Raw genomic sequence first — 25,366 nt, 5'->3', positions numbered from 1 at the left:
GTCTCCCGGGCTTAGAAGCCGTACTTCAGTTCAGCCGACAGCGTGCGCTGCGGATACGGGTGTACAACGAAGTATTGCGCGTTGTTCAGATTGTCGATGCCGAGCGCGGCGCTCCATTGCTTGCTCATCTGGTAGCGCAGCCGCACATCGACCACGAAGAATTTGCTGATGCCGCCGTAGGTGTCACCGTTGACGTCGCTGTTGTCCAGCGTGCCGAACTGGCGGCCGCTGTAGCGCGCCGCCAACGCGTAGGACAACTGATCGTTCTGGCGGTAAGTGGCCGACAGCGTCGCCCGCCAGTTCGGCACGCGCGGCTGCTGCTTGCCGACCGAGGCCGGATTCTTGTCGTTTGCGACGATCACCGAATCGGCATAGGTGAGGCTGCCGGCCAGATCCAGCCCGCGCACGCCGACATCCACCGCCTGGTACGCGAGTTCGACGCCGCGGGTGCGGATGCGGTCGAGGTTCTGGATGTTGGTGATGTTGGTATTGACGTCGGTTTGCGAATACAGCGCGTCGCGCACCGTTTCCTGGAACAGGGTGGCGCGCAGCACGCCGTTGCCGAGGTCGCGCTCGGCCGAGAACTCGGCCGACAGCGCCTGTTCCGGTTTCAGGCTGGGGTCGTTCTTGACGATGCTGTTGTTGCTGATGCTGCCCTGGTATAGCTCGGACACGCTCGGCATCCGGTAGGCCTTGCCCAGCGAGGCGCGCAGGTACCACACCGGGCTGGCCTGGAAGCTGGCGGCCAGCTTGGGAGAAAAGAAGCTCTCGCTGCGTTCGGCGAACGGCAGCACGCTGGCGGCATTCGCGACCGAGCCGTCGAATGCGCGCCAGTTCTCCCAGCGGCCACCGATGATCGCCTTCCAGGCCGGCGCCAGGCGCCAGGCATCCTGCAGATACACGGCCTGGGTTTCGGTGCTGCCGGCAAACGCCGAAGTGCGGGCGCCGGCGCCGCCGTCGATCCAGTCGGCGGTATTCGACACCAGCGCGTTCAGCCGGTATTTGTCGTAGTGGTAGCCGAAGCTGACCTGGTGTGCGTGGCCAGCCAGCGCCGGGCGCCAGCCGCGCAGATCGAGCGTGCTCCAGCCGGTGCCACCGAGGTCGCCGATGCTGCCAGGTCCGCTGCCTGCGCCGCCGCCGGCCGCGGCCGGCAACGCCGTCGTCGGCGCGCGCGACAGGTCTTTTCGATAGCTGTAGCGGCTGGCGGCCACTTCCCAGTCCCATTCGCCGTTGGTCTTGCTGGCCAGCGACAGGCCCTGCAGCCAGTGTTCCTGATCCGATTTGCCCGGATTCAGGTCGGTCGCACCCAGCACATAGCGCTTGCCGTCGATATTCACCGGCCCGCTGTAGACCGGATTACCGGCGGCGTCCTTCAGATAGGAAGCGACGCCCGAGTCGTTCCTGCTTTGCCACACGCCGAAGGTATAGGTGGCGCGCAGGGTCGGGTTGAGGTCATAGGCGAGCTTCAGCTTGGCGTGGTCCTGCACGGTATCGGTAACGCTGGTGGCACCCAGCACCTGGCGCGGATTGCCGTTCTGGTCGAGGTCGCTGCGGGCGCCGCTGACCACCTTGTCGGCGGCAGTGGCCGAGGTAGTCGAGGCCGGCTTGGTCAGGAAGGCCATCGGCTGGCCGCTGCTGGTCAGATGATTTACGTTCAGCCACCAGGACAGGTCGCCGTTCTTGTTGGCCAGCGCGGCGCTGGCCTGCTTGCCGCTAAAGCTCTGGTCGGTGCCGTACAGGCTGAAATTTTGCTGGAATGCCTGCAGCGCCGCGTGCGCTTCGAATTGCCGCGGCATGCGGGTCGTCATGTTGATCGCCGCGCCGATCGCGTTGCCCGGATACAGCGCTGAAAACGGGCCGTAGATCACATCGATCCGCTCGATCTCCTCCGGCGTCACCAGGCCCCAGCGCGGCGGATAGGCGTAGCCATTGCCGAGCAGGTTCGACAGCAGCAGGTTGTCGGCATACAGCAGCGAGCGGGCGCTCATCAGCGTGCCCGAGGTGCGGGTGGCGACGATGCCGTTGGCGTCGCCGATGAAACGCTTGCGCACCTGGATCGACGGCAGGTACTTCAGCGCATCCTCGGTGTTGATGACGTTGATCGATTCTTCCATCTGTTGCCGGCTGACGCCTTCGATCGCGGCGGGCAGGTCGGGCGGCAGGTTGGGCATGGCGGACTGGCTGCCGGCGACGATGATTTCTTCCAGATGGTTGTCGGCGCCGGTTGTGGCGGCATGAGCAGCGGCCAGCGGCAGGGCGAACGCGCACAGCGTGGCGGCAATCGATGCCGGCGGCGCGAAATGCATGAGGCAAGGGGACACGAGAAGCTCCTGAGTGCAAGATGAAGGCACCAAGGTTGCGCCCGGGCGCAACCTTGGCAATCAAGGGCAATCAGAGAGCCGCGGGAGGGGCGCGTGGATTGGCCGTCGCCCAGGCAAACAACGGCTGCGGCGCGCGGTAAAAGAGAAAGGGAGCGATGGTCGTGCCCGGATCGGCGAGCGGCGCCGCCGGGCCGGGCGCCGGCAGCGCGAAGTTGCCGGGGTGGGAGGCGCAAAACGGACAGTGTTGCGCGGCCTTGGCCTGCGTCTGATCACTGGTGTCGTCCGACAAGGACGCCTGACCCGCCGCCACGGTCACGAAGCGGGTACCATCCAGCGAGCAAATTTCGACCCAGGCCGCGCTGCGGCCGTTGAACGAATCGAGCGCATGCGAGATCGACGGCGCCAGCGCGTTGAGCAGGATCGCCAAACACGCAAGCCATGTGTGCAGCCGTCTGATTTTGCGGGGAGCTCGCATGGTGCGCATTATATCCGCGCGGCAAAACGGATTGGCAAGTCTTGTCTCGGCGGGGCGATGTCGTCATCCCCACCGGGCCGCAGGCGCCATGGTGGCCGCGATGGTCTGCGTGCGGATGCCGGATCGCTCAATCCGGCGCGCGCGCCAGCAGCAGATCGCGCATGACGACCGCATTGTTGTGCGCCTCGTCGTGCGCGGCGTATACCAACGTGATCACGCCCTGCCGTGCCAGTTCTGCTACGGATGCAAAGAGCTCGGGATGCTGCCGCACCTCGTCGGCGTAGCGCCGGCGGAATTCGCTCCAGCGCCCGGCATCGTGGCCGAACCACTGCCGCAATTCGGTGCTCGGCGCCAGTTCCTTGGCCCATAGTGCGATCGCCGCATCGGTTTTGCTGACGCCGCGCGGCCACAGGCGATCGATCAGGATGCGCGTGCCATCTTCGACGCCGGCGGCTTGATAGGCGCGTTTCAACTTGATGTTGCCGGCTGTGATTTTCCTCGTCATGCTGGTGACTCCTGTTTTTTCTTTCATAATAGGACTGTTTCGGCCGGCTTACAAAAGATGCCGTCGGCTCCGGAAAATATGTCGAGCCCGCACGCTTGGCACCGGCGGTTTTTATTCGGTGTCGGACCGACCAACCTGTACAGTCACGCATGATCAAAAAATTCTTCACTCGATTCCTGCGCGCCGCCTGCGGCGCCTTGCTGCTCCACTTGGCGGCGTTTGCCCATGCCGCCGATGCGCCATTGACGCCGGTGCGCGTCGCGCCGGGCGTGTATGTAGTGTATGGCGACACCAATCCACCCAGCTACGACAACGACGGGCTGACCGTGAATATCGGCTTCGTGGTCACCTCGGCCGGCGTGGCGGTGATCGACAGCGGCCCGTCCTATCGGGTGGCGCAGCGGCTGGATCAGGCGATCCAGAGAATCACCGGCAACAGCATCAAGTACGTCATCAATACCGGCCCGGAGCCGGCGCGCTGGCTGGGCAATGGTTACTTCAGGAAGCTCGGCGTCCCGATCATTGCGCACGAGGAGGCGCGCAAATTGATGGAGGCGCGCGGCGCCGGGCAACTGCAGGCAATGAAGGCCTTGCTGAAGGAAAAAGCGGCCGGCACCGAACTGGCGTTGCCGCGCGGCTTTACCGACGATACGCAGGAGATCCGCTTTTCCGACACCACCTTGCAGCTGTCGTACTTCGGCCCGACCCAGAGCCCAGGCACGATCGGCGTCTGGCTGCCTCGCCATCAGATCGCCTTTGCCGGCGCCATCATGCAGTCCGACGCGCTGCCGGCGCTGACTCCCGACAGCCGGCTCGGCAACTGGATTGCCGCTTTCGACAACCTGGCCGGGCTGGGGCCGACCCAAGTCGTCCCCGGCCGTGGCGAGGTCGGCGATGTCGCCCGTATGCGTGCCGATACCCGTGATTACCTGACCGCGCTGCGCGAGGCGGCAGCGCGGATGAAACATTCAGCCGCGCCGGCCGCCGAGCAGGCCGCGCAACTGGCCGGGTTCAAGCGCCTGGCGGGGTATGCGACGCTCGGCCCGGCAAATCTGCAACAAGCCTTGCAGCAAGCCGACGAGCGGAATTGAGCCTGCGGCCCTGACGGCGCTGCGGTGCCGGCTGTTGATGTAATTGCATTTGGGCATTATTCTTCCGGACGGTAATCTCCAGACAAGATTCTTCAACCGTCAGGGAACCCAGTGAAAAAATACCTTGTCCCGCTATTTTTCCTTCTTGCGCCGTTGGCTGCCAGCGCCCAGCCGCTGTGCGTCGTTTGGACCGGCGAGCCCGCCGACAAGTGCGACCGGCAACAGCAAGCAAAACCGCCGCCGTCGCGTTCTGCTCAACCGGCCAGCAATCCGTTGGGAGTCGAGTGGGGCGGGAAATCGACTGAACAGAGGAGCGCTCGGCCGGCGACCACCTCACCACAACCGGGAAGTGGGTGGGTTGGCGGCGGCAGAACGCCGGACACACCGAAACCGGCCGCTGGCAACGGGCTGGGCGTGGAATGGGCTGGAGGGAACCAGGCACCCGCTGCGCCGCGGCCGGCCGCTGGCAACGGGCTGGGCGTGGAATGGGCTGGAGGGAACCAGGCACCCGCCGCGCCGCGGCCGACCGGCGGCAACGGGCTGGGGGTGGAATGGGCTGGAGGGAACCAGGCACCCGCTGCGCCGCGGCCGACCGGCGGCAACGGGCTGGGTGTGGAATGGGCTGGAGGGAGCCAGGTTCCCGTGACGCCGCGGCCGACCGGCGGCAACGGGCTGGGTGTGGAATGGGCTGGAGGGAACCAGGCACCTGCTGCGCCGCGGCCGACCGGCGGCAACGGGCTGGGGGTGGAATGGGCTGGAGGGAACCAGGCACCCGCTGCGCCGCGGCCGACCGGCGGCAACGGGCTGGGGGTGGAATGGGCTGGAGGGAACCAGGCACCCGCTGCGCCGCGGCCGACCGGCGGCAACGGGCTGGGTGTGGAATGGGCTGGAGGGAACCAGGCACCCGCTGCGCCGCGGCCGACCGGCGGCAACGGGCTGGGTGTGGAATGGGCTGGAGGGAACCAGGCACCCGCTGCGCCGCGGCCGACCGGCGGCAACGGGCTGGGTGTGGAATGGGTTGGAGGGAACCAGGCACCCGCTGCGCCGCGGCCGACTGGTGGCAACGGGCTGGGTGTGGAATGGGCTGGAGGCAACCAGACTCCCGCCGCGCCGGGTCCGGCCACGGGCACCGGGTTGGGTCTGGAATGGGCGGGCGGCAGCAAGCCGCCGGTGCCGCAATCGGGCAGTAGCACGCTGGACATGGATTGGGCCGGCGGCAACAGGAATGTTGGCGCGCCATCGACCGGCACCCAGCCTGCCGCCTGCAATGTGGCTGAATTCGATCAGAAGTTGACGAAGAACAGCAATGACTTCGAGTATGTCAAGCAGCAGGTCAAGTACTACACGGACACGATGATAAACGCCACGCGCAACGGCTTTACCTGTACCGACTGCAATGCGCGGCTCAGCGCATTGGCGTCCGAGTCCGGCCGCATCCAGCGCGAACGCGAACAATTGCTGCAATTGAAAAACCAATGCATTGCCGCCAACAACCGGGCCGGGCAGGGAAGCCAGTCGAGTCCCGCACCGTCGGCAATCGCAGCCGCTTGTCTGCCGATCCAGGAAAAACTGGAAAAATACCAGCGCTGGTATCAGGATGTGGCGGCCAGTTGGGCCAAGGATTGCCGCAACGCCGCCTACTACCCGCCGTCATGCGGCGCCCAGTACAAGGTAATGCAAACCTACGCGGAAGAGGTTAAAAAATCCGAAGCGGAACTGAAGGCATGCCGCCAGAACTCCTGATGGCGCACTTGCGCTGGTCTGAAACCGTTTGGCGGTTCGTATCGAGACGCCCGAAGCGATGCGGACGCAACGGGCGGCCATCAAAAAACCCGCGCTGTTGGCGAACAGGCGGGTTTCATGGATCTGGTGTGGGAATCGCTGCGCAGTAACGTTATGCCATGCGCATTGGTGCCGGGAGCCGGAATCGAACCGGCACGCTGTCTCCAGCGCGGGATTTTGAGTCCCGTGCGTCTACCTGTTCCGCCATCCCGGCAACGCGCGGCAATTATCGCTGATTTGCCTTGCGCTCGCAAGGACTGGCGCGATGCCAATGCGATATCTTGTACCAGGGGAAAGGCGTATCATCGCCGGTCTGATTGACCACTACCGCCTGGATGCGGTGCGCTCTGATGAAACTTGGAAAAATCCGCGAAATCCTGTTCGGCAAGGCGCTTGACCCCCTGAAATCCGAGACGCGCCATTCGCTGGCGCTGGTCGCGTTTCTGGCCTGGGTCGGGCTCGGCGCGGATGGCTTGTCGTCGTCGTCCTACGGCCCCGAGGAGAGCTTCCGGGCGCTGGGCGACAATACCCACCTCGGCCTGTATCTGGCGGTGGCGACGGCGCTGACGGTGTTCATCATCGCGCTGGCCTACAACCAGGTGATCGAACTGTTTCCGACCGGCGGCGGCGGCTACCGGGTGGCGACCAAGCTGGTCGGGCCCTACATGGGCCTGATATCCGGCGTCGCGCTGATCCTCGACTATGTGCTGACGGTGGCGATCTCGGTGGCGTCCGGAGTCGACGCAATCGCCTCGCTGCTGCCACTCTGGTTCCAGGATTACAAGCTGTGGGCCGAGGCGCTGTTCATCGCGGTTCTGATCGTGCTCAATCTGCGCGGACTGAAGGAGGCGATCAAGGTCTTGCTGCCGATTTTTCTCGGTTTCGTCATCACGCATCTGGTGTTGATCGTGTACGGCATCGTGGCGCACGCCGAAAACCTGCCGGGGCTGATCCCGGGCACGCTGGCCGAGACCAGCTACCTGGCCAGCAATATCGGCTGGGCCGGCGTGGCCGGTATGCTGCTGCTGGCGTATTCGCAGGGCGGCGGTACCTACACCGGGCTGGAGGCGGTGTCGAACAACGTCAACATCCTGAAAGAGCCGCGCGTGCATACCGGCAAGATCACGATGCTGTACATGGCGCTGTCGCTGGCCTTCACCGCCGGCGGCATCTTCATGCTGTACATGCTGTGGGATGCCAAACACGTGGCTGGCCAAACCCTGAACGCGTCCACCTTCAAGGCCATCATCGACCATATGGGGTTTGGCGAAGTCTCGAGCCAGATCACGCTCAGCGTCGTGCTGGCCTTTGAAGCCGGTCTCCTGTTCGTCGCCGCCAATACCGGATTTTTGGGCGGGCCGGCGGTGCTGTCGAACATGGCGGCCGATTCCTGGGTGCCGCACAAGTTCCGCTACCTGTCGACCCGGCTGGTGACGCAAAACGGCATTCTGCTGATGGGCGTCGCGGCACTGGCGATCCTGTTCTGGACCGGCGGCAGCGTCACGCTCCTGATCGTGCTGTATTCGGTGTCGGTGTTCCTCACCTTCGCCATTTCGCTGTTCGGCCTGTGCCTGTACTGGTGGCGCCAGCGCAAGGAATCCGAGCCGTGGAAGCGCCGGCTGGCGCTATCGCTGCTGGGGTTTTTGATTTGCGTATCGATCCTGCTGGTGCTGTTGGTGGAAAAGCTGGCCGAAGGCGGCTGGGCCACGGCGCTCATCATCGGCGCCGTGTCGGCACTGTGCATCTACATCCGCAATCACTACCGGGAAACCAAGGAGGCGATCCGCTCGGTCGACCAGGTGTTTGCCAACCAGCCGTTCGGCACGCATGTCGGGCCGGTCATGCCTGACCCGGAAGCGCAGACCGCGGTATTCATCGTCGGCAATTCGCGCGGCGGCGGCTTGCATGCTTTGTTGTGGGTGCAGCGCATGTTCCCGCATCACTTCAAGAATTTCCTGTTCGTCAATGCGCGTACCGTCGATTCGCATGCCTACGGCGGCGAAGGCGCGGTCGAGCAGATGCGGGTGGAGGCCGAGGCCACACTCAAGTTCTTCGTCGATTTCTGCCACAGCCACGGCATGGCGTCGGCTTCGTATCTGGGCTTCGGCACCGACGTGGTGAACGAAGTGACCAAGTTGTGCGAGACGATCAGCAAGGAATACCCGAATTCGATTTTCTTCACCAGCAAGCTGATTTTCGAGCAGGACAACTGGTTCATCCGCCTGCTGCACAACCAGGCGGCGCTGGCGATCCAGCGCCGCCTGCATTTCGATGGCTTGCAGATGGTGATTCTGCCGATGAAGGTTTGAGCAGACGCGAAATAATCTCTAAGTTTGTTACTCGACTGACTATAATCAATGGCGCAACGCCAATTGTGTCATTGACCAGAGCGTTGATCGTCATGCGCTGAGCCGGAGCGCAATCATGATGGTTTTGGCCCCCTTCCTTGCGCTGGTGTAATACACGTCCATCGGAAGCGAGTTTCACTCTGTCATCAGCCGGGGCCCGCGCTTGTCATTGGGCAACCTGACGAATTGCTGGCTTTCCCAATTGCCGTCGTGTTTCATGCTCACAAATAATTCATGACAATCAACGATACGCCCCGGCATCAAATGATCAGACGGCTCGTGTCCCAGCGACCCGGAACGGCGCCGGATGTGGTCGTTGATCTTTGGGAACGGCTTGCTGTCAAATTGATCTCGATTATTGGCAACGGCGGGTTTCAGTCGCTTTATGCGCGCAGCATTCACCTGGCCAGCATGCATTTTCCTTGGCTGGCACGGAGCGAACCACCGTCAGACTCCGATTCCCGTTTTGCCAGCTTGAAAACCAGCCTGGAAGGGCGCAAATCTGCGGAAGCCAGCGAAGCCAGCATCGCGTTACTGATCACTTTCATCGACATACTCACCCTGTTAATTGGCGACCCCTTGACGGCCAGTATTTTGCGTTCGGCATGGGGCGATGATGCGCTGGATATAGCTGAAAAGGAAGTTCGATAATGAGTAGTAAAGTCACCATACGGCGCCTGGAAACCGGGGTGCCTGGTTTGGACGCTCTGCTCGGCGGCGGGCTTCCGGAATTTTCATTCAACCTGCTGGCGGGTACCCCAGGCAGCGGCAAGACAACGCTGGCGCATCAAATGATGTTTTCGCTGGCCAGTCCGGACCGGCGCGCGCTGTTCTTCACCGTGCTGGGTGAGCCGCCGCTGAAGATGTTGCGTTATCAGCAGCAGTTTCCCTTTTTTGACTTCAGTAAAATCGACCGGTCGATCAGGTTCGTTAATCTTGCCGCCGACCTGTTGGATGGTAATTTTGATCGCGTGCTGGCGCACATTACGAGCGAAGTACAAGCCTTCTCACCCAGCCTGGTGTTCGTCGATTCGTTCCGCTCGGTAGTCCAGTCTGCCAAAGGCGGCGAGCGAGAAATATTTGGCCTGCAGCATTTCGTGCAGCAACTGGGGATGCAAATGACCAGTTGGCAGGCGACCACTTTTTTGATTGGAGAATACGCGGCGCCAGACGCCGAAGCGAGTCCGATTTTCACGGTTGCTGACGGCATCATCTGGATGTCGCAGTCGCTGCATCGCGATGCGATGGTACGCAAAATCCAGGTGGTGAAAATGCGTGGCCAGGCGCAGCGGGTGGGCCTGCACACGTTTCGCATTACCGATGAGGGCATCGAGATTTTCCCGCGCACGATCGTCCCCACTGGGCCCGGCACTGATCTCCAGATATCCGGCGACAAGCGGATCTCGACCGGCATTCCGATTCTTGACGACATGCTGGGAGGCGGCTTGCCGGTTGCCTATTCTTTACTGGCCGTTGGTCCGTCGGGTTCGGGAAAAACCGTGCTGGCGACCGAGTTTTTAGCCGAAGGCGCGCGTATCGGCGAGCGTGGCGTGATCGCCGCCTTTGAAAAGAGCCCGAACCAATTGCTGAGCCATAAACTCCATGAACTGGTCAACAGCGGCAGCGTCGGTTTGATCGATACCCGTAGCCTGGATTTGTCGATCGACGAAACTTTGCATAATTTGGTCGGCATGATTACCCGCATGCAGGCCAAGCGGGTCGTGATCGATTCCCTGTCCGGTTTCGAGTTGGCGCTGGCGCCGGTGTTTCGCGACAATTTTCGCGAAACCCTGTATCGCATGGTGGCCGTGTTGACCGGGATGGGAGTGACGGTGTGGATGACAGCGGAGCTGGAAGACCGCTACACCGACTTGCGCTTCAGCTCCTACGGCAATGCGTTTTTAGCCGATGCGATTCTGATGCAGCGCTATGTTGAACTCGGCGGACAGTTAAAACGGGTGGTTTCGGTCGTGAAAGTGCGCGCCAGCGCCCATAGCAAGGAGATCCGTTTCTTTGACATTGTGCAGGACCGCATCATGATCGGTGAGCCGCTGACGCGCTATCAGGGAATCCTGACGGGGCAGCCAACCTGCAGCTTGCCGCCAGGCGCGCCCGATCAGGAAAAGCCGGAGTAAGCGCAATCGTCGTGTAGTGCCGGGCGCGATTTTTTTGCGGGAAATGTGTTACAAGTGAACGCATCTGTTTGCGGGCATGGTGCAAGCTGAGTCAGGAGATTCCAATGGTGATGAACCGAGACCTCAGGGACAGCGATGCTCCTGCGCCCCACAAGAAATCGAAGCAGAAAAGCGTCGCGGATGCAAATGCCGCGCGCACGGATCTCGTTACGACTGCCGCTGCCGAAAAGATGGTTGAGAGCACTAAGGATGGCGGCACGTCGCGCCGCGAAAGCGCGGTTTCGGCGCGCGAACGCGCTGCCTATTTACGAGAAGGAACCATCGACCAGCGGGACGTCCTGGCGCAGGCGCGGCAGCAAACCGCCGATCACCGCGACGACGTCGCGCAAGGGCGAGAACAGAGCGTGCACTTGCGTGAAACTGCCGCCGCATCGCGGGAAGAGATTCTTCAAGAATCGGAAAGGCTGCAGGCAGCGCTTGAAAATCACATAGCCACCTTGCGGCAGGCAAATGAAAACCTGGTGATCGCGACACTCCAGACCCAGTCCATGGCTGACGAAATCCAGAAGGCAAAAGACCAGATGGGCCATATGGCGCATCACGATTTCTTGACCGGCTTGCCGAATCGGATTCTGTTGGAGGAACGGCTGGTTCAGGCAATTTCCCTGGCGAGGCGGCACGGCACGAAACTGGCTGTACTGTTTATCGACCTCGATCGCTTCAAGACCATCAATGATTCACTCGGACATGCGATCGGGGATGCGCTCCTGCGGTCAGTGGCTCAACGCTTGCTGGGCTCTGTTCGCAGCACCGATACGGTCAGTCGCCAGGGAGGAGACGAATTCGTGGCGCTGCTATCGGAAGTCGCCGACGAGAGCGCCGTTGCCGTCTTTGCCGACAAGATGTGCAGGGCGGTTAGCGCCCCGTACCAGCTGGCGGAACAGGATCTCCACATTGGCGCCACGCTCGGGATCAGCATGTATCCGGATGACGGCCAGGATGCCGAAACATTGATCCGGCATGCCGATATGGCGATGTACCATGGCAAGAAGAGCGGCGGCAACGGTTACTCCTTTTTTAAGCCGGAAATGAATGCCCGTGCGGTGGAACGGCAGAGAACCGAGGCGGATCTATACCGCGCGCTGGAGCAGCAGCAGTTTCATCTGCATTACCAAGCACAGGTGGAGTTGCAAACCGGGCGCATTCTGGGTGCCGAAGCGCTGATCCGTTGGCAGCATCCGGTACGCGGCTTGTTGCCGCCTGCAACCTTTGTGCCGATCGCCGAAGGTTGTGGAGCAATTATCGGGATCGGGCGCTGGGTGCTGCGCGAAGCCTGCCGCCAGACGCAATCGTGGCTGGAGGCAGGCCTACCGTTGCCGGTGGTCGCAGTCAATATTTCCGCGCACGAGTTCGGAGCTGACGATTTCCTGGAGAACATGCGCGCGATCTTGCGCGAAACGTGCCTGGCGCCACACCGTCTTGAACTGGAACTGACGGAATCGGCCTTGATGAAGAATGCCGAATCCACCATGGTTGTGCTGCAGGACCTGAAGTCGATGGGTGTCAAGATCGCGATTGACGACTTTGGCACCGGCTATTCCAGCCTCAGTTATTTGAAGCAATTTCCGGTGGATACGTTGAAGATCGATCAGTCCTTCGTGGCCGACATCGCGACCGGTGGCGACGGGATTCTGATCGACTCGGTAATCAGCCTGGGAAAAAGCCTCGGACACCAGGTGATTGCAGAGGGCATCGAAACCGCAGAACAATTGGCCTTTTTGAGCAAGCATGACTGTGTCGTCGGACAAGGTTGTTATCTGAACCGGCCGGCGACTGCGGCCGAATTCGAGGTCATTCTGAAAGACGGAATGAGTGGCAAGACGTTGAGGGGATTCCCGCCGCTACCTTTGTTGCCCAACTGATACAGCCGGCGTAGTCGAATCAGCGGGAAAACTTATTTTTTCATATACTCCTATGGCGCATGTTATTTTCCGACCGGTAAACAATATGAATTTACTGATACTCCGGTATATGTTTCGGTGGGTGGTTTTTCAAAACTGGTGCACGAGTTAACCGCAGGCCGGCAGCGTGTAGCCGGACGACCAATCCGGCCTTGAATTCCGGCGTGTTTGAGGCGCTTCGTTGGGGCGCCGCATACCGGGTTTCCGTCTGCAAGGGAGTGACAATACCCGAGGGATCATCCCGCGCCCAGGTCTTCCATCCGCATTCTTCACGCGCTGCCGGCCCGGCTACGATTGGTCCGGTTCAGTTTTCAACCGGAGCTAGGGATTTTCCCGCTTGCCATACATCCGACATTCGGCGGCCAGTGCCAGCAAGTTCGGATCGCGCTCGCGATTCTTTTTCAGCAACAGTGTGATGTGCTGGCGCGACGTGTATTTGGGGTCGAGTGACATCAACTGAATGCGCGGACTGAATTCGGCCACCCGGCCGGGCACCAGGGTGTAGCCCATGCCGCCGCTGACCAAATTGATCAGCGAGAAAATATCGCCGACCCGCATTGCGATATTCGGGCAGAACCCGGCTTGTTCGAACGCCTGGGTGAAGCTTTCGAAGGTGACGAAGCCGTCATTCAGAGTCACGAATTTTTCGTTGCGCAGTTCATGCAGATCGATCTGGCTGCGGCCGGCATAAGGGGAGTCCAACGGGCCGGCCAGGTGGGTGTCGTCATGGAACATCGGCACCGAAAGAAGATCGTTGCTGCAACTGGTCTCCTTCATGCCGATCACGATCGCATCCAGTTGGCCGTCCGCCAGGCGCTGCAGCAATTCCCGGTTGGAGCCCAGCGTCAGGTCGATGTCGAGTTCGGGTTTGCGCAATTTCAGACCGATCAACAATTGCGGGATGCAGCGCAGCGTCAGCGAGTACAGCGATCCGATTTTCAGCCGGACGGCGTTGAATCCGGCGACCTCGCGCGCCTTGCGAATTCCTTCTTCGCATTCATTGATGGTGCGCTGCGCATATTCGGCAAACGCATAAGCCGCCGGCAGCGCAATCAGATTGCGTCCCTCGCGCTTGAATAGCGGACAGCGAATTCCTTCTTCCAGCGAGTGCAGCGCCCGATGCACGCTGACCGTGCTTTGTCCGAGCACTTCCGATACGCGCGCCAGATTATTGAGCCGCATGAAGGTCAGGAATACTTCGAGCTTCTTTAGTGTGATTTCCTCGTCGATTGCCATTGTGGTCCCGTGATTTGGTGCAGGCTGGGTCGGACGGTTTCGTTTCGGTGGAACCCGCTCGCGCAGCGTAAGCGAGTTTTTATCACAGTTCATTAGCCTGAGAGTAATGAACGTGCATCCAGTGTGATTGATGGCGCCTGGCGATCACCTTACTCTAGGCTCACGATAATCAGATCAGCGAAGCGAGCATGACAGCCACAGTTCAATCCTTCCCGGAGACGAGGAAATGGGACACGCGGCGGACTGAAAAGCAGCGGCGCCTGCAGAAGGTCCGCCAGCTGGCCGATGGCCCGGTCTTGCGCAGCGCGCACATCGTGCCGGCGCTGGAAGCGCTGATCGTGCCCGGCGACCGCGTGGTCCTGGAAGGGAACAACCAGAAGCAGGCGGATTTTCTCTCCCGTTCGCTGGCCGCCGTCGACCCGGCCAAGCTCAACAATCTGCACCTGATCATGCCCAGCGTCAGCCGCGCCGAGCATCTCGACCTGTTCGAGCGCGGCATTGCGCGCAAACTCGATTTCGCCTATGCCGGCACGCAAAGCCTGCGCATTTCGCAATTGCTGCAGGATGGCCTGCTCGAAATCGGCGCGATCCATACCTACATCGAGCTGTATGCGCGCCTGTATGTCGACCTGACGCCGAACGTGGTGCTGGTGGCCGGCTATAAGGCCGATCGCCAGGGCAACCTGTACACCGGCCCCAGCACCGAGGATACGCCGGCGTTGGTCGAGGCCGCTGCCTTCCGCGATGGCATCGTCATCGCGCAGGTTAACGAAATCGTCGACGACCCGTCCGACTTGCCGCGGGTCGACATTCCCGGCTCCTGGGTCGACTTCGTGGTCCAGGCCGACAAGCCGTTTTTCATCGAACCCCTGTTCACCCGCGATCCGCGTCTGATCAAGCCGGTCCATGTGCTGATGGCGATGCTGGCGATCCGCGGCGTGTACGAGCGGCACCAGGTGCAGTCGCTGAACCACGGCATCGGCTTCAACACCGCCGCGATCGAACTGATCCTGCCGACCTATGGCGAAAAGCTCGGATTGAAGGGCAAGATTTGCCGCAACTGGGCGCTGAATCCGCACCCGACGCTGATTCCGGCGATCGAAAGCGGCTGGGTCGAGAGCGTGCACTGCTTCGGCGCCGAACTCGGCATGGAGAACTACACCGCGGCGCGGCCCGATGTGTTCTTCACCGGCCGCGACGGCTCCCTGCGCTCGAATCGCGCGCTGTGCCAGTTGGCAGGACAGTATGCAGTCGATCTCTTCATCGGCGCTACGCTGCAGATGGACGGGCTGGGCAATTCGTCGACCGTGACGCGCGGCCGGCTGACCGGCTTTGGCGGCGCCCCCAACATGGGGCACGATCCGCACGGGCGACGCCACGCCAGCCCGGCCTGGCTCGACCTGATCGAGACCGACGATCCGCTGGCGCGCGGGAAAAAGCTGGTGGTGCAGATGGTCGAGACCTTCCAGGATGGCGGTCAGCCGACCATCGTCGAGACCCTGGATGCGGTTGCGGTTGGCCGCGACTCCGGCATGCCGATCGCGCCGGTGATGATCTACGGCGACGACGTCACGCATGTGCTGACCGAAGAAGGCATCGCCTACCTGTACAAGGCGCGTTCGCTGGAAGAGCGCAAGGCGATGCTGGCGGCGGTGGCCGGTGTCACACCGATCGGCCTGCGCCATGATCCGAAAGATGGTGCGCGGCTGCGGCGCGAAGGGCTGATCGCCTTGCCGGAAGACCTCGGTGTGCAGCGCGGCGAAGCGAACCGTTCCTTGCTGGCGGCCAAGAGCATTGCCGACCTGGTCGAATGGTCGGGCGGCCTGTATCAGCCGCCTGCCAAATTCCGGAGCTGGTGATGAGCGCATCGTCCGTCTTGAAGCGCATTGTCGGCACCCAGCACGAGGCCGGCATACCGTTCGCAGCCCGTCTGGCCGACATGGTGGTGGCGGCGCTGATCGACGAGGCGACGCTGACGCCAAAACCCGGGCTGGTCGACCTGCGTAGCCGCGGCGCGCATCAAGACCTGAACTGGCTGCTGATGTGCCATTCGGCCTGGATCTTGCATCCGACCTTCCTGGCGATGGCGGCTGCCGGGCAGGAAATTGATGACATGCAGATCTTGCGCGATCGGATCGGCCAGGTGGGGCGCGATGGAGAGCAGGCCATGCTGCACGCCACCGGCGGCGTGAATACCCACCGGGGCGCGATCTGGGCGCTCGGCCTGCTGGTGACCGCCGCCGCCCAGGACGTTGGCTCCTTGAGCGCGCCGGCCATCGCGGCCCGCGGCGGCGCGCTGGCCCGCTGGCGCGATCGCGGCGCCCCAGCGCTCACCGGAAACAAGGGCGAGCAAGCCTGCCTGACCTATGGCGTGGGCGGCGCCCGCGGGGAGGCGCAGGCCGATTTCCCGCATGTAACCGCCCTCGGTTTGCCGACACTGAGGCGTTCGCGCCTGCGCGGCGACGGCGAGAACGCGGCGCGCATCAACGCGTTGCTGGCAATCGTGTCCGATCTTGACGACACTTGCGTGCTGTCGCGCGGCGGCACGGAGGCGCTGGCGGCGACGCAAGCCGGCGCCCGGCGCGTGCTGGAGGCGGGTGGCGCCGGCAATCCCGAAGGCAAGGATGCGCTGCGCCGGTTCGAGGGCGAATTGCTGGCGCGCCAGGTGTCGCCGGGCGGCGCTGCCGATCTGCTGGCGGCGACGCTGCTGCTGGACCGGATCGAGCGGACTTCATCGATCGACGTGGAAGTGGATGAGTATGGAAAAGCTGGTTTATGAATATCCGGCAGGGCAGCCTGCCAGCGGACGGGCGCTGATTGGCGTGGTCAGCTCGGGCGACCTGGAAGTGCTGCTGGAGCCGCATGCGGCCGGCACCACGACGGTCCTGGTGAATACCTCGGTCGACGGTTTCGGTGGCGTCTGGCAGGCGGTGCTGAACCGCATCTTCGCGGATGCGGCACTGCCGTCGGCGCGGGTCGAAATCAATGACAGCGGGGCAACCCCGGGCGTGGTGCGCATGCGTATCGAGCAGGCCTTTGAAGAAGTGAGGGCGCGGTGAGTATTCAGCAGCTTCTGGCGCGCGACAGCTTCATTGAGTTGAATGCACGTGCGCGCGTGCGCGCCTTGCTGGATGACGGCTCGATGCGCGAGTTGGTTGATCCGTTCGAGCGCGTGACGTCGCCGTGGCTGGCGCTGCAGGGCATCGTCACGCAGGCGGATGACGGCGTCGTGGTCGCCAAGGGCACGCTCGACGGCCGGCCCACCGTGGTGCTGGCGATCGAGGGCGGCTTCCAGGGCGGCAGCATGGGAGAAGTCGGCGGTGCCAAGATGGCCGGCGCGCTGGAACTGGCGGCCGAGGACAACCGCCGCGGTATCCCGACGCAGGCGCTGATCCTGCTGGAGACCGGCGGCGTGCGCCTGCAGGAAGCCAATCTCGGACTGGCGGTGATTGCCGAGATCCAATCGGCGATTGTCGATCTGCGCCGTTACCAGCCGGTGATCGGCATCATCGCCGGCACCGTCGGCTGCTACGGCGGGATGTCGATTGCCGCCGGCCTGTGCTCTTACCTGGTGGTGACGCGCGAAGCGCGGCTCGGCCTGAACGGGCCGCAAGTGATCGAGCAGGAAGCCGGCATTGGCGAGCTCGACTCGCGCGACAAGCCTTTCATCTGGAGCATCACCGGCGGCGAGCAGCGCTACCAGTCGCATCTGGCGGACGCCTATGTGGAAGACGACGCGCAGCAGATCCGCGACGTGGTGATCGGTCTGTTCCGGCAAGGCAGGCCTCAGCGGCACCGCAGCGAGCGTCATCAGGATTTCATCGCGTGCCTCAGCGAGGCGGACGCCGCGGTGGCGGCGACGCCGGACCAGGTGCGCGACATTTATCGGAAAGGCTTGAGCTCATGAGCGACACCATCGAGGTCAGTCGCGGCGCCACCTGGCTGGCGCGGCTTACGGCGGATGCGCCGGCGCTGGCCGGCTATCCGGCTTCCGTGCGTGCAGTCGATTCCGAATTGTCGGGCCGGCGCGCGCGCTACATTGCGGTCGTGCCGGATCGCGCTAACCGCTTTGCGCGCGCGCGCAACGGCGAGGTTGGCTTGATCGAAGGATGGGAACTGGCGCGGGCAGTGCATGAAGCCATCGATGCCGATCGCGATTCCGACTGCCGGCGTCCCATCGTGGCAGTGATCGACGTCGCCAGCCAGGCGTATGGACGCAGCGAGGAAGCCTATGGCATCCATCAGGCGCTCGCGGGTGCCGCCGATGCCTACGCCAGCGCGCGCCTGGCCGGGCATCCGGTGATCGGCTTGATTGTCGGCCAGGCGATGTCCGGCGCATTTCTCGCGCACGGCTACCAGGCCAATCGCCTGATCGCCTTGAGCGACCCGAAAGTGATGGTGCATGCGATGGGCAAGGCATCGGCGGCGCGCATAACCATGCGGTCGGTGGAAGCGCTGGAGGCGTTCGCCGCCAAAGTTCCGCCGATGGCCTATGACATCGACAGTTACGCCTCGCTCGGATTGCTGTGGCGGTTGCTGCGGGTGGACGACCCCGACCGGCCGAGCATCGGCGACGTTGCCGAGGTCATGCAGTGTCTGCAGGCAGCGCTGGCGGATATCTTGGGCGAGCCTCAGGTCGACCTCCAGGGCAGGCTGGCGGGGCCCCATCGCCAGGCGTCGAGAAAGGTGAGGGAAATGCTGCGGGCGCAGTGGCACGCATCGCCGCCCTGACATGGCGGCAAGGCAGTCACCATAAAAACAAGAGTTGACGACTCAATTCCATTTCAGAGCAGTGAGGAGACATCATGGCCATCTGTGAAATTACCGTGCTCGACGCGCACCATCCGCAGCGACATGCGGTACCGTCATTGCCGATCTGCGCCGTCAACGTCGTCGCGAAATAGCCGGCATGGACAAGCAGCACTGGCTGGGCCCGGGAACCGAGGTCGTGCGCGCGCCAACCCCAGACGAACGTGGCGGCGCGATCTGTCCGCACGACCTACTGTGGATCGACAACGCCGATGCCCTGAGTGCGGATCTACCGTTGCCGGCCTGGGCCACTTCGGACTGGCTGCTGAGTGCGCCGGTGGTGGTGCGGCGCGAGCGCATCGCGGACGGCCAGCGTCTTCCGGTCGGCCTGCGTGGCACGGCGCGCAACCAGCGCTGCAAGGCCTATCTGGATGCGCGCGCCGTGGCGCGCTGCATCAAGCCGGAGACGCTGGCTGCCAGCGCCGCCTGGCGCCAGCAGCGGCTCGGACAGTTTCCGGCGCTGGCCGCACTGGATGCGCTGGCGCCGGCGCTCAATGCGATCGGCTTGGCCTGGGGGCCGACCGGTAGCGTCGGCTTTGCCCTGGCCAGCGGCCTGCCGGTGCTGCGGCCGGGCAGCGACCTCGACCTCGTCCTGCGCGCGCCGCGTCCGCTGACGCAGGAACAAGTCATGGCACTGCTTGCCGTCATCTCTTCCGATATATGCCAAATCGATCTCCAGGTCGAAACCTCTCGCGGCGGATTCGCGCTGGCGGAGTGGGCCGGCGGCCAGCGGCAGGTGCTGCTGAAGACCGATGACGGCGCGGTTCTGACCGCCGATCCGTGGCGGGCATAGGGGCGACGACATGCAGATCTTGTTCACTTTTCCCGGGCAGGGTGCGCAGAAGGCCGGGATGCTGCACCGGCTACCGCCGCATCCCGAGGCCGCGCGCACCCTTGACGAGACGTGCGCCGCGCTCGGCATGGATCCCTTGCAACTGGATACGGAACAAGCCTTGGCATCCACGGTGGGGGTGCAGCTTTGCCTGCTGATTGCCGGCGTGGCGATGGCGCGTGTGTTCGTCGCGCACGATGCCCGACCCGACATGGTCGCCGGCCTCTCGATTGGCGCCTATCCGGCAGCCGTCACCGCCGGCGCGCTCGAGTATGCGGATGCGGTACGACTGGTGGCACGCCGTGGGCACCTGATGGAAAACGCCTATCCAGAAGGTTACGGCATGGCCGCCGTCATCGGGCTCGACCGTTGCCGGCTCGAGCCCCTAATCGCCGCTGTCCATGCTGCTTCGCGGCCGGTATATCTGGCCAACGTGAATGCCGCGACCCAGTTGGTGATCGCCGGCGCGAACGAGGCGCTGCAGGCGGTCATGCATCTTGCCCTGCAGGCCGGTGCTCTGCACGCGGAAAAATTGGCGGTCAGCGTGCCGTCGCATTGCCCACTGTTCGATGCGGCCGTAGCCGACATGCGAACCGCCTTTGACGGCGTTGCGGTCCAGCGCCCGCACTTGAGCTACCTCAGCAGCAACGCCGCCCGTGTTCTGACCGATCCCGGGCTGATTGCCGATGACCTCGCCGGCAACATGGCGCGGCAGGTGCATTGGGGCGACACGGTCCGGCTGGCCTGGGAGCGCGGTGCCCGGCTGGCGCTGGAAATGCCGAGCGGTTCGGTGCTGACCGGCCTGACGGGGCCGGTGTTCGAGAACGGACTGGCTCTTTGCTGCGACAACAATCGGCTTGACACCCTGCTCTCATTGATTGCGCGCGAGCGGGCGACCGACTAACCCGGGCTTTCCAACCACTTAAGGAGTTTGTGAACAAGACCAACATTTCAAAATGAATGAGGATGACTTTGCTGTCCTCCTGCATACCCTGGTTCGAATAACTTGAATAACGACCGTCGATTCATATTTCAAAGGAGATAAATATGAGCAAGACCATACTGAAAACAGCCGTGCTGTGCGCGTCGATCGGCCTGACCGCTTTCGCGGCCCCGGCATTCGCCAAAGACGTCGTGAAGATTGCCTACGTCGGGCCGCTCACCGGCGGACTCTCGGCCAACGGCCTGGGCGGCCGCAATTCCACCGATCTCGCCGTGCGGCTGCGCAACGCCGATCCGAAAGCGAAATACACCTATGAACTGGTGGCCCAGGATGACGAATGCCGCCCGAACATCGGCGTCCAGGTGGCCACCAAAATCGCCGCCGACAAGAGCATCATCGCCGGCGTCACGCACTACTGCTCGGCGGTGGCGATCGGTACCGTCGGTGTCTACAACCGGTTCGGCATGCCGGCCATCGTCTGGGGTGCGGTGCTGCCGGAAATCACCTATGGCAACAACTTCAAGGAAATTCACCGTGTCAACGGCACGATGATCAATCAGAGCGAGATCGCTGCCAAGTTCGTGACCGGGTTGGGCTACAAGACCTGGGCCATCATTCATGACACCACCGACTACGGCAAGGGCCACAACAAGTATTTCTCCGAGTATCTGAAGAAGAACGGCGGCAACATCGTCGGCACCTTCGGCGTCACCGCCGACCAGCAGGACTTCACCACCGAGCTGACCAAGATCCGCGAATTGAAGCCGGACGTCATCTTCTTCGGCGGCCTGACCCCGCTCGGCGTGCGCATCCGTACGCAGATGGAAAAGCTGGGCATCAAGGCGCAGTTCGAGGGCACTTCCGGGATTATGTCCGACGCCTATATCCAGGGCGTGGGCAAGGAAATGGCGGAAGGCTCACTGTGCTTCCTGGAAGGCGCGCCGTGGGAAAAACTGCCGGGCGGCCTGTTCTTCGCCGGCAAGTACACCCAGCAGAAATACGGCGAGCCGTGGGAAGCTTACGGCCCATTCGCCTTCGCTGCGGCCAACCTGATCATGGATGCGGTGGAAAAAGTCGGACCGGACCGCAAGAAAGTGCGTGACGTGCTGAACCAGACCAAGGACGTGGATACGATCATCGGCAAGGTGACCTTCGACGACCATGGCCAGAACATCGTGCCGCTCGTGACCAAGTACGTGGTGCAGGACGGCAAGTGGGTGGTCTGGGAAGACAGCGAATACGCCAAGGGCAAGCGCAAGCTGGTCGGCCGGTAATCAGATGCCGCGGATCGTGCGCGAACCGCGCGGTCCGCGGCCCGATAGTGGAAGGGGGAAGCAATGAGTGTACTTGGGCAATATGTTTTCAACGGGCTGATGCTGGGCTTGATTTACGCCATGGTCGCCGTGGGTTTCACGCTGTTTTTCGGCGTACTGGACGTGATTAAATTTTCGCATGGCGACGTCCTGATGGTCGGCGCCTTCGCCGGCCTCACGGCCTCGATCGGCGTGCTGAAGCTCGGCATCGGTTCGCCGGCAATACAACTGCTGGCGGTAGTGCTGTGCGCACTCTGCGTCACCGGCCTGTTGGGAGCGGCAATCGCCAAGTTCCTGATTCTCCCGCTGCACCGGGCGCCGCCGCTGAACACGCTGCTGGCGACGCTGATGCTGGGCACCGTGCTGCGCGAGGCGGTGCGGCTGTTTTATCCGGACGGTTCCAACCCCAAGCCCTTCCCGGCGCTGCTGCCGACCGCATCGATCGAGCTGGGGAGCTTTTCGCTGCGCGCCGACAACATGATCCTGCTCGTAATCGGCCTCGCCGCGATTGCCGGCGTGCATTTCCTGATCACGCGCACCCGTCTTGGGATGGCGATTCGGGCGGTGGCGCAGGACGGCGAAACCGCGCGCCTGATGGGCATCAATTTCGAGGCCGTGGTGCTGCTGACCTTCGCGCTGGGATCGGCCATGGCGGCGCTGGCCGGCGTGATGAACGGCCTGTATTACAACGAAATCAACTTCAACGTCGGCCTGCTGCTGGGTGTGATCGGGTTTGCCGCGGCGATTCTCGGCGGCCTGGGGAACATCTATGGCGCGATCATCGGCGGCTTCCTGTTCGCCGGCTTGCAGGTGCTGGGTAGCGCGACGCTGCCGGCGCTGATTCCGAACATCCCCAGCGCCTACAAGGATGTCTTTGCCTTTGCGGTCGTGATCATCCTGATGGCGTGGAAGCCGACCGGGCTGATTTCCGAAAAATCCAGTGAGCGGGTATAACACGATGACCAGTCAAAACTCAACCAAGCTCAGTTCCGCCATCGTGCTGGCGCTCGCCGCCTTGGCCCTGACCGGCTACATGTGGCTGTTCCTGCATGCGGAAACCCAGATCGGGGTGGCCGTGCTGCTGGCCGTGGCCATTGCGGCGGTCGTGATCAGCAGCAAATTCGGCACTACGCAGCGGGTCGAGCAGGCCGCCGCAGCCCAACCCGGCCTGGCGCGCATCTGGGCGCTGGGCGGCGTCCTGGCGCTGATTGCCGCCTTCTACGACTCGCATTTCGTCCTGTTGATGATCTGCGCGGTGCTGTTATTCACGACCGCCTGCCTCGGGCTGACGCTGCAGTTCGGCTTCTCCGGCGTGGCCAACTTTGCCGGTGCCGCCTTCTTCGGCATCGGCAGCTACGCCACCGCCGTGCTGGCCACCCACACCGGCATTCCGCACCTGCTGATCATCGTCATTTCGGGCCTGGTCGCGGCCATCATCGGTTCGGTGCTGATCCTGCCGGTACTGCGTACGCGAGGCCACTACGCGGCGCTGGTGACGATCGCATTCGGCATCCTGTTCAAGACCTTCATCGAGGTCAATGACGTGCTGGGCGGCCCGCAAGGACTGCAGGTGCCGGGCATGCAGATACTTGGCTACGATTTCAACCAGGGCTTCGGCTTGTTCGGTGCCGACGTCTCTTTCTACGTCGGCTATGCGCTGCTCAGCCTGGTGGTGTGCGCCGGCGTGTTCGTGATCGTCAAGGCATTGGAGCGTTCCTGGGTCGGCCTCAGCATGGACGTGGTGCGCACCGATGAAACCGCGGCGGCCACCTTCGGCCTGCACATCGCGCGCTGGAAGGTGGTGGCCTTCATGATGGGCAATTTCTTCGCGGGAGTTGCCGGCAGCGTCTACGGCATGCTGACCGGCTTCGTTGCGCCCAACAACTTTACTTTCGCGGATTCGCTGCTGATGGTCTCGATCGTGATTCTCGGCGGCCTGGGCAATGCTGTCGGCCTGATTCCGGCTGCCATCATCGTGCTGGTGCTGCCGGAAAAACTGCAGTTCATCCAGGAATACCGTTTCCTGTTCTACGCAGTACTGGTGATCGCCATCCTGCTGTTCCGTCCCGACGGCATGCTGCCCCGCAGGACACGCCTGTTCTTCAGCCGAAAGACAACGCAATGACTCAATCCAAAATCATGAGCGAGGTCAGCGACCTGACCATGCGCTTCGGCGGCCTGACCGCCCTCGACAAGCTGAACATGCAGATCCGCGAAGGCGAGATTCTCGGTCTGCTCGGCCCGAACGGCTCCGGCAAGACGACCTTCTTCAACGTCATGACCGGCCTGTACAAGGCCAGCAGCGGCTCCATCACTTTCCGCGGCGAACAGGTGATCGGCAAGGCGCCGCAGGAGGTCTACCGTGCCGGCGTTGCGCGCACCTTCCAGCGTTCGCGCCTGTCGCTGCCGTTGACCGTGTTCGACAACATCGTCATCGGCGATTACCAGCACATGCGGCACGGCCTGGTGTTCAACCTGTTTCAGCGCAAGGCCTTCCGCGCCGAATACGACGCCTACGTGGAAAAGGTGACGGCGCTGCTGAACATATTCAGCCCGCCGCTGGTGGAGCGCCTGTTCGAGCCGGTCGGGACCTTCACGATGATCGACCGCCGTCGCATCGAAGTGTGCCGCGCGCTGATGAGCCAACCGGCGCTGCTGCTGCTGGACGAGCCGTCCGCCGGCATGACGCACGACGAAACGGAAGCGCTGATGAACGATATCCTGCAGGTGCGCGGCAAGTTGCAGAACCTGACCGTGGTGCTGATCGAGCATGAAATGAACGTGATCGAGCGCATTACCGACCGCTGCGTGGTGCTGAACTACGGCAAGAAGATCGCCGAAGGCACCTATGCCGAAATTACCGCGGACCCCAATGTACAGACCGCCTATCTTGGAGAGGAGGCCGCATGAGCGCCTTAACTGTCAACGGACTCACCACCGGCTATGACAAGGTGAATGTCCTGCACGATGTGTCGATCGAGGTCGCGCCCGGCAAGATTACCTGCATTTTGGGCGCCAACGGCGCCGGCAAGAGCACGCTGATCCGCTCGATTCTCGGGCTGACGCCGCCGCGGCAAGGCGAGATCCGCTGGGGTGGCCGCAACCTGGCCGGCGAGAAAACCCACAACATCATCGCCAGCGGCATCTCCTGCATTCCGGAGGGGCGCAAGGTCTTCCCGCGCATGACGGTGGCCGAAAACCTGGCGCTGGGTGCCTTTCTGGAAACCAATGCGGGGCGCGTGCGCGAACGACTGGCGAAGGTGTATGCCATTTTTCCGCGCTTGAAGGAGCGTTCGGCGCAATTGGCCGGCACCATGTCCGGCGGCGAGCAGGCGATGGTGTCGATCGGGCGCGGCCTGATGGCCGAACCGAAACTGTTGGTGATCGACGAGCCGTCGCTCGGTCTGTCGCCGCTGTTCGTCAAGGAAAACTTCAACGTCATCCGGCAGATCAATGCGCTCGGCATCACGGTGCTGCTGGTGGAGCAGAACGCGCGCCAGACGCTGGCGATTTCGCACTACGGCTATGTGCTGTCGCAAGGCCGCGTGGCCGCGCAGGGAACGGCGGAGGCGCTGGCCGGCAACGACGAAGTGCGTTCGGCCTATTTCGGGTAAG

The 25,366-nt window shown here is 62.9% G+C and carries 22 protein-coding genes and 1 tRNA gene; 18 read left to right on the top strand and 5 right to left on the bottom strand.

Annotation, left to right across the window (positions count from 1 at the left end; translation table 11 throughout):
• Positions 1-11: 11 nt before the first annotated feature.
• The 3 genes from ACK2VC_RS05485 to ACK2VC_RS05475 form a co-directional block, all read right to left on the bottom strand.
• Positions 12-2,321 (bottom strand): TonB-dependent receptor, encoded by a 2,310-nt coding sequence (locus ACK2VC_RS05485; RefSeq protein ID WP_486732586.1) that lies wholly within the window; start codon positions 2,319-2,321, stop codon positions 12-14.
• 70 nt (positions 2,322-2,391) lie between these two features.
• A complete protein-coding gene (locus ACK2VC_RS05480; RefSeq protein ID WP_486732585.1) occupies positions 2,392-2,748 on the bottom strand; it encodes a DUF2946 domain-containing protein in 357 nt (118 codons plus the stop codon).
• 175 nt (positions 2,749-2,923) lie between these two features.
• Complete coding sequence (locus ACK2VC_RS05475) at positions 2,924-3,301, bottom strand: DUF488 domain-containing protein (RefSeq protein ID WP_486732584.1); 378 nt, start codon at positions 3,299-3,301, stop codon at positions 2,924-2,926.
• A gap of 149 nt (positions 3,302-3,450) precedes the next feature.
• On the opposite strand from ACK2VC_RS05475, the gene ACK2VC_RS05470 reads away from it, so the two are divergent.
• On the top strand, positions 3,451-4,392 hold the full coding sequence (locus ACK2VC_RS05470) for an MBL fold metallo-hydrolase (RefSeq protein WP_486732583.1): 942 nt from the start codon (positions 3,451-3,453) through the stop codon (positions 4,390-4,392).
• Positions 4,393-4,806: 414 nt separating this feature from the next.
• A complete protein-coding gene (locus ACK2VC_RS05465) occupies positions 4,807-6,135 on the top strand; it encodes a hypothetical protein (protein WP_486732582.1) in 1,329 nt (442 codons plus the stop codon).
• A gap of 166 nt (positions 6,136-6,301) precedes the next feature.
• Here ACK2VC_RS05465 and ACK2VC_RS05460 read toward each other — a convergent pair.
• A tRNA-Leu gene (locus tag ACK2VC_RS05460) sits at positions 6,302-6,388 on the bottom strand.
• Between the two features lie 136 nt (positions 6,389-6,524).
• Between ACK2VC_RS05460 and ACK2VC_RS05455 the strand changes: the two genes are divergently transcribed.
• The 4 genes from ACK2VC_RS05455 (at position 6,525) to ACK2VC_RS05440 (ending at position 12,579) form a co-directional block, all read left to right on the top strand.
• Positions 6,525-8,483 carry an APC family permease gene (locus ACK2VC_RS05455; RefSeq protein WP_486732581.1) on the top strand — a complete coding sequence of 653 codons (1,959 nt, stop codon included), beginning with the start codon at positions 6,525-6,527 and terminating at the stop codon, positions 8,481-8,483.
• Positions 8,484-8,756: 273 nt separating this feature from the next.
• Positions 8,757-9,173 carry a hypothetical protein gene (locus ACK2VC_RS05450; RefSeq protein WP_486732580.1) on the top strand — a complete coding sequence of 139 codons (417 nt, stop codon included), beginning with the start codon at positions 8,757-8,759 and terminating at the stop codon, positions 9,171-9,173.
• Positions 9,173-10,657 (top strand): ATPase domain-containing protein, encoded by a 1,485-nt coding sequence (locus ACK2VC_RS05445; RefSeq protein WP_486732579.1) that lies wholly within the window; start codon positions 9,173-9,175, stop codon positions 10,655-10,657. The genes ACK2VC_RS05450 and ACK2VC_RS05445 overlap by 1 nt, the downstream gene beginning before the upstream one ends.
• A gap of 110 nt (positions 10,658-10,767) precedes the next feature.
• Positions 10,768-12,579, top strand: a complete 1,812-nt coding sequence (locus ACK2VC_RS05440) for a putative bifunctional diguanylate cyclase/phosphodiesterase (RefSeq protein WP_486732578.1) — start codon at positions 10,768-10,770, stop codon at positions 12,577-12,579.
• Positions 12,580-12,939: 360 nt separating this feature from the next.
• Here ACK2VC_RS05440 and ACK2VC_RS05435 read toward each other — a convergent pair whose 3' ends face one another.
• Positions 12,940-13,854 (bottom strand): LysR substrate-binding domain-containing protein, encoded by a 915-nt coding sequence (locus ACK2VC_RS05435; protein ID WP_486732577.1) that lies wholly within the window; start codon positions 13,852-13,854, stop codon positions 12,940-12,942.
• A 188-nt stretch (positions 13,855-14,042) separates the two neighbouring features.
• Here ACK2VC_RS05435 and mdcA point away from each other — a divergent pair, with 188 nt between their 5' ends.
• The 12 genes from mdcA (at position 14,043) to ACK2VC_RS05375 (ending at position 25,365) form a co-directional block, all read left to right on the top strand.
• On the top strand, positions 14,043-15,713 hold the full coding sequence (gene mdcA / locus ACK2VC_RS05430) for a malonate decarboxylase subunit alpha (RefSeq protein WP_486732576.1): 1,671 nt from the start codon (positions 14,043-14,045) through the stop codon (positions 15,711-15,713).
• On the top strand, positions 15,713-16,633 hold the full coding sequence (locus tag ACK2VC_RS05425; protein WP_486732575.1) for a triphosphoribosyl-dephospho-CoA synthase: 921 nt from the start codon (positions 15,713-15,715) through the stop codon (positions 16,631-16,633). Before mdcA ends, ACK2VC_RS05425 begins: the two co-directional genes overlap by 1 nt.
• Positions 16,614-16,913 (top strand): malonate decarboxylase subunit delta, encoded by a 300-nt coding sequence (locus ACK2VC_RS05420; RefSeq protein WP_486732574.1) that lies wholly within the window; start codon positions 16,614-16,616, stop codon positions 16,911-16,913. Before ACK2VC_RS05425 ends, ACK2VC_RS05420 begins: the two co-directional genes overlap by 20 nt.
• On the top strand, positions 16,910-17,761 hold the full coding sequence (locus ACK2VC_RS05415) for a biotin-independent malonate decarboxylase subunit beta (protein ID WP_486732573.1): 852 nt from the start codon (positions 16,910-16,912) through the stop codon (positions 17,759-17,761). Before ACK2VC_RS05420 ends, ACK2VC_RS05415 begins: the two co-directional genes overlap by 4 nt.
• Complete coding sequence (mdcE, locus tag ACK2VC_RS05410) at positions 17,758-18,585, top strand: biotin-independent malonate decarboxylase subunit gamma (RefSeq protein WP_486732572.1); 828 nt, start codon at positions 17,758-17,760, stop codon at positions 18,583-18,585. Before ACK2VC_RS05415 ends, mdcE begins: the two co-directional genes overlap by 4 nt.
• A gap of 178 nt (positions 18,586-18,763) precedes the next feature.
• On the top strand, positions 18,764-19,456 hold the full coding sequence (locus ACK2VC_RS05405) for a malonate decarboxylase holo-ACP synthase (RefSeq protein ID WP_486732571.1): 693 nt from the start codon (positions 18,764-18,766) through the stop codon (positions 19,454-19,456).
• A 10-nt stretch (positions 19,457-19,466) separates the two neighbouring features.
• Positions 19,467-20,399: a malonate decarboxylase subunit epsilon gene (gene mdcH, locus ACK2VC_RS05400; RefSeq protein ID WP_486732570.1), complete on the top strand. Its 933-nt coding sequence runs from the start codon at positions 19,467-19,469 to the stop codon at positions 20,397-20,399.
• Positions 20,400-20,542: 143 nt separating this feature from the next.
• Positions 20,543-21,712 carry a branched-chain amino acid ABC transporter substrate-binding protein gene (locus tag ACK2VC_RS05395; protein WP_486732569.1) on the top strand — a complete coding sequence of 390 codons (1,170 nt, stop codon included), beginning with the start codon at positions 20,543-20,545 and terminating at the stop codon, positions 21,710-21,712.
• 63 nt (positions 21,713-21,775) lie between these two features.
• Positions 21,776-22,705, top strand: a complete 930-nt coding sequence (locus tag ACK2VC_RS05390; protein ID WP_486732568.1) for a branched-chain amino acid ABC transporter permease — start codon at positions 21,776-21,778, stop codon at positions 22,703-22,705.
• 4 nt (positions 22,706-22,709) lie between these two features.
• Positions 22,710-23,876, top strand: a complete 1,167-nt coding sequence (locus tag ACK2VC_RS05385; RefSeq protein ID WP_486732567.1) for a branched-chain amino acid ABC transporter permease — start codon at positions 22,710-22,712, stop codon at positions 23,874-23,876.
• Entirely contained in the window at positions 23,873-24,661 is a 789-nt protein-coding gene (locus ACK2VC_RS05380) for an ABC transporter ATP-binding protein (protein WP_486732566.1), read from the top strand. The genes ACK2VC_RS05385 and ACK2VC_RS05380 overlap by 4 nt, the downstream gene beginning before the upstream one ends.
• Positions 24,658-25,365 carry an ABC transporter ATP-binding protein gene (locus ACK2VC_RS05375; RefSeq protein ID WP_486732565.1) on the top strand — a complete coding sequence of 236 codons (708 nt, stop codon included), beginning with the start codon at positions 24,658-24,660 and terminating at the stop codon, positions 25,363-25,365. Before ACK2VC_RS05380 ends, ACK2VC_RS05375 begins: the two co-directional genes overlap by 4 nt.
• Position 25,366 lies beyond the last annotated feature (1 nt).

The sequence above is a fragment of the Herbaspirillum sp. WTB6 genome (genome assembly GCF_057457785.1).
The sequence above is the reverse complement of the archived record's forward strand: the minus strand, read 5'-3'. Positions and strand labels throughout refer to the sequence as shown.

Excerpts from the sequence above, each read along its gene's own strand:
- ACK2VC_RS05475 (WP_486732584.1), bottom strand. The coding sequence starts at position 3,301 with ATGACGAGGAAAATCACAGCCGGCAACATCAAGTTGAAACGCGCCTAT.
- ACK2VC_RS05470 (WP_486732583.1), top strand. The coding sequence starts at position 3,451 with ATGATCAAAAAATTCTTCACTCGATTCCTGCGCGCCGCCTGCGGCGCC.
- ACK2VC_RS05455 (WP_486732581.1), top strand. The coding sequence starts at position 6,525 with ATGAAACTTGGAAAAATCCGCGAAATCCTGTTCGGCAAGGCGCTTGAC.
- ACK2VC_RS05450 (WP_486732580.1), top strand. The coding sequence starts at position 8,757 with ATGACAATCAACGATACGCCCCGGCATCAAATGATCAGACGGCTCGTG.
- ACK2VC_RS05445 (WP_486732579.1), top strand. The coding sequence starts at position 9,173 with ATGAGTAGTAAAGTCACCATACGGCGCCTGGAAACCGGGGTGCCTGGT.
- ACK2VC_RS05440 (WP_486732578.1), top strand. The coding sequence starts at position 10,768 with ATGAACCGAGACCTCAGGGACAGCGATGCTCCTGCGCCCCACAAGAAA.
- ACK2VC_RS05435 (WP_486732577.1), bottom strand. The coding sequence starts at position 13,854 with ATGGCAATCGACGAGGAAATCACACTAAAGAAGCTCGAAGTATTCCTG.
- mdcA (WP_486732576.1), top strand. The coding sequence starts at position 14,043 with ATGACAGCCACAGTTCAATCCTTCCCGGAGACGAGGAAATGGGACACG.
- ACK2VC_RS05425 (WP_486732575.1), top strand. The coding sequence starts at position 15,713 with ATGAGCGCATCGTCCGTCTTGAAGCGCATTGTCGGCACCCAGCACGAG.
- ACK2VC_RS05420 (WP_486732574.1), top strand. The coding sequence starts at position 16,614 with ATGGAAAAGCTGGTTTATGAATATCCGGCAGGGCAGCCTGCCAGCGGA.
- mdcE (WP_486732572.1), top strand. The coding sequence starts at position 17,758 with ATGAGCGACACCATCGAGGTCAGTCGCGGCGCCACCTGGCTGGCGCGG.
- ACK2VC_RS05405 (WP_486732571.1), top strand. The coding sequence starts at position 18,764 with ATGGACAAGCAGCACTGGCTGGGCCCGGGAACCGAGGTCGTGCGCGCG.
- mdcH (WP_486732570.1), top strand. The coding sequence starts at position 19,467 with ATGCAGATCTTGTTCACTTTTCCCGGGCAGGGTGCGCAGAAGGCCGGG.
- ACK2VC_RS05395 (WP_486732569.1), top strand. The coding sequence starts at position 20,543 with ATGAGCAAGACCATACTGAAAACAGCCGTGCTGTGCGCGTCGATCGGC.
- ACK2VC_RS05390 (WP_486732568.1), top strand. The coding sequence starts at position 21,776 with ATGAGTGTACTTGGGCAATATGTTTTCAACGGGCTGATGCTGGGCTTG.
- ACK2VC_RS05385 (WP_486732567.1), top strand. The coding sequence starts at position 22,710 with ATGACCAGTCAAAACTCAACCAAGCTCAGTTCCGCCATCGTGCTGGCG.
- ACK2VC_RS05380 (WP_486732566.1), top strand. The coding sequence starts at position 23,873 with ATGACTCAATCCAAAATCATGAGCGAGGTCAGCGACCTGACCATGCGC.
- ACK2VC_RS05375 (WP_486732565.1), top strand. The coding sequence starts at position 24,658 with ATGAGCGCCTTAACTGTCAACGGACTCACCACCGGCTATGACAAGGTG.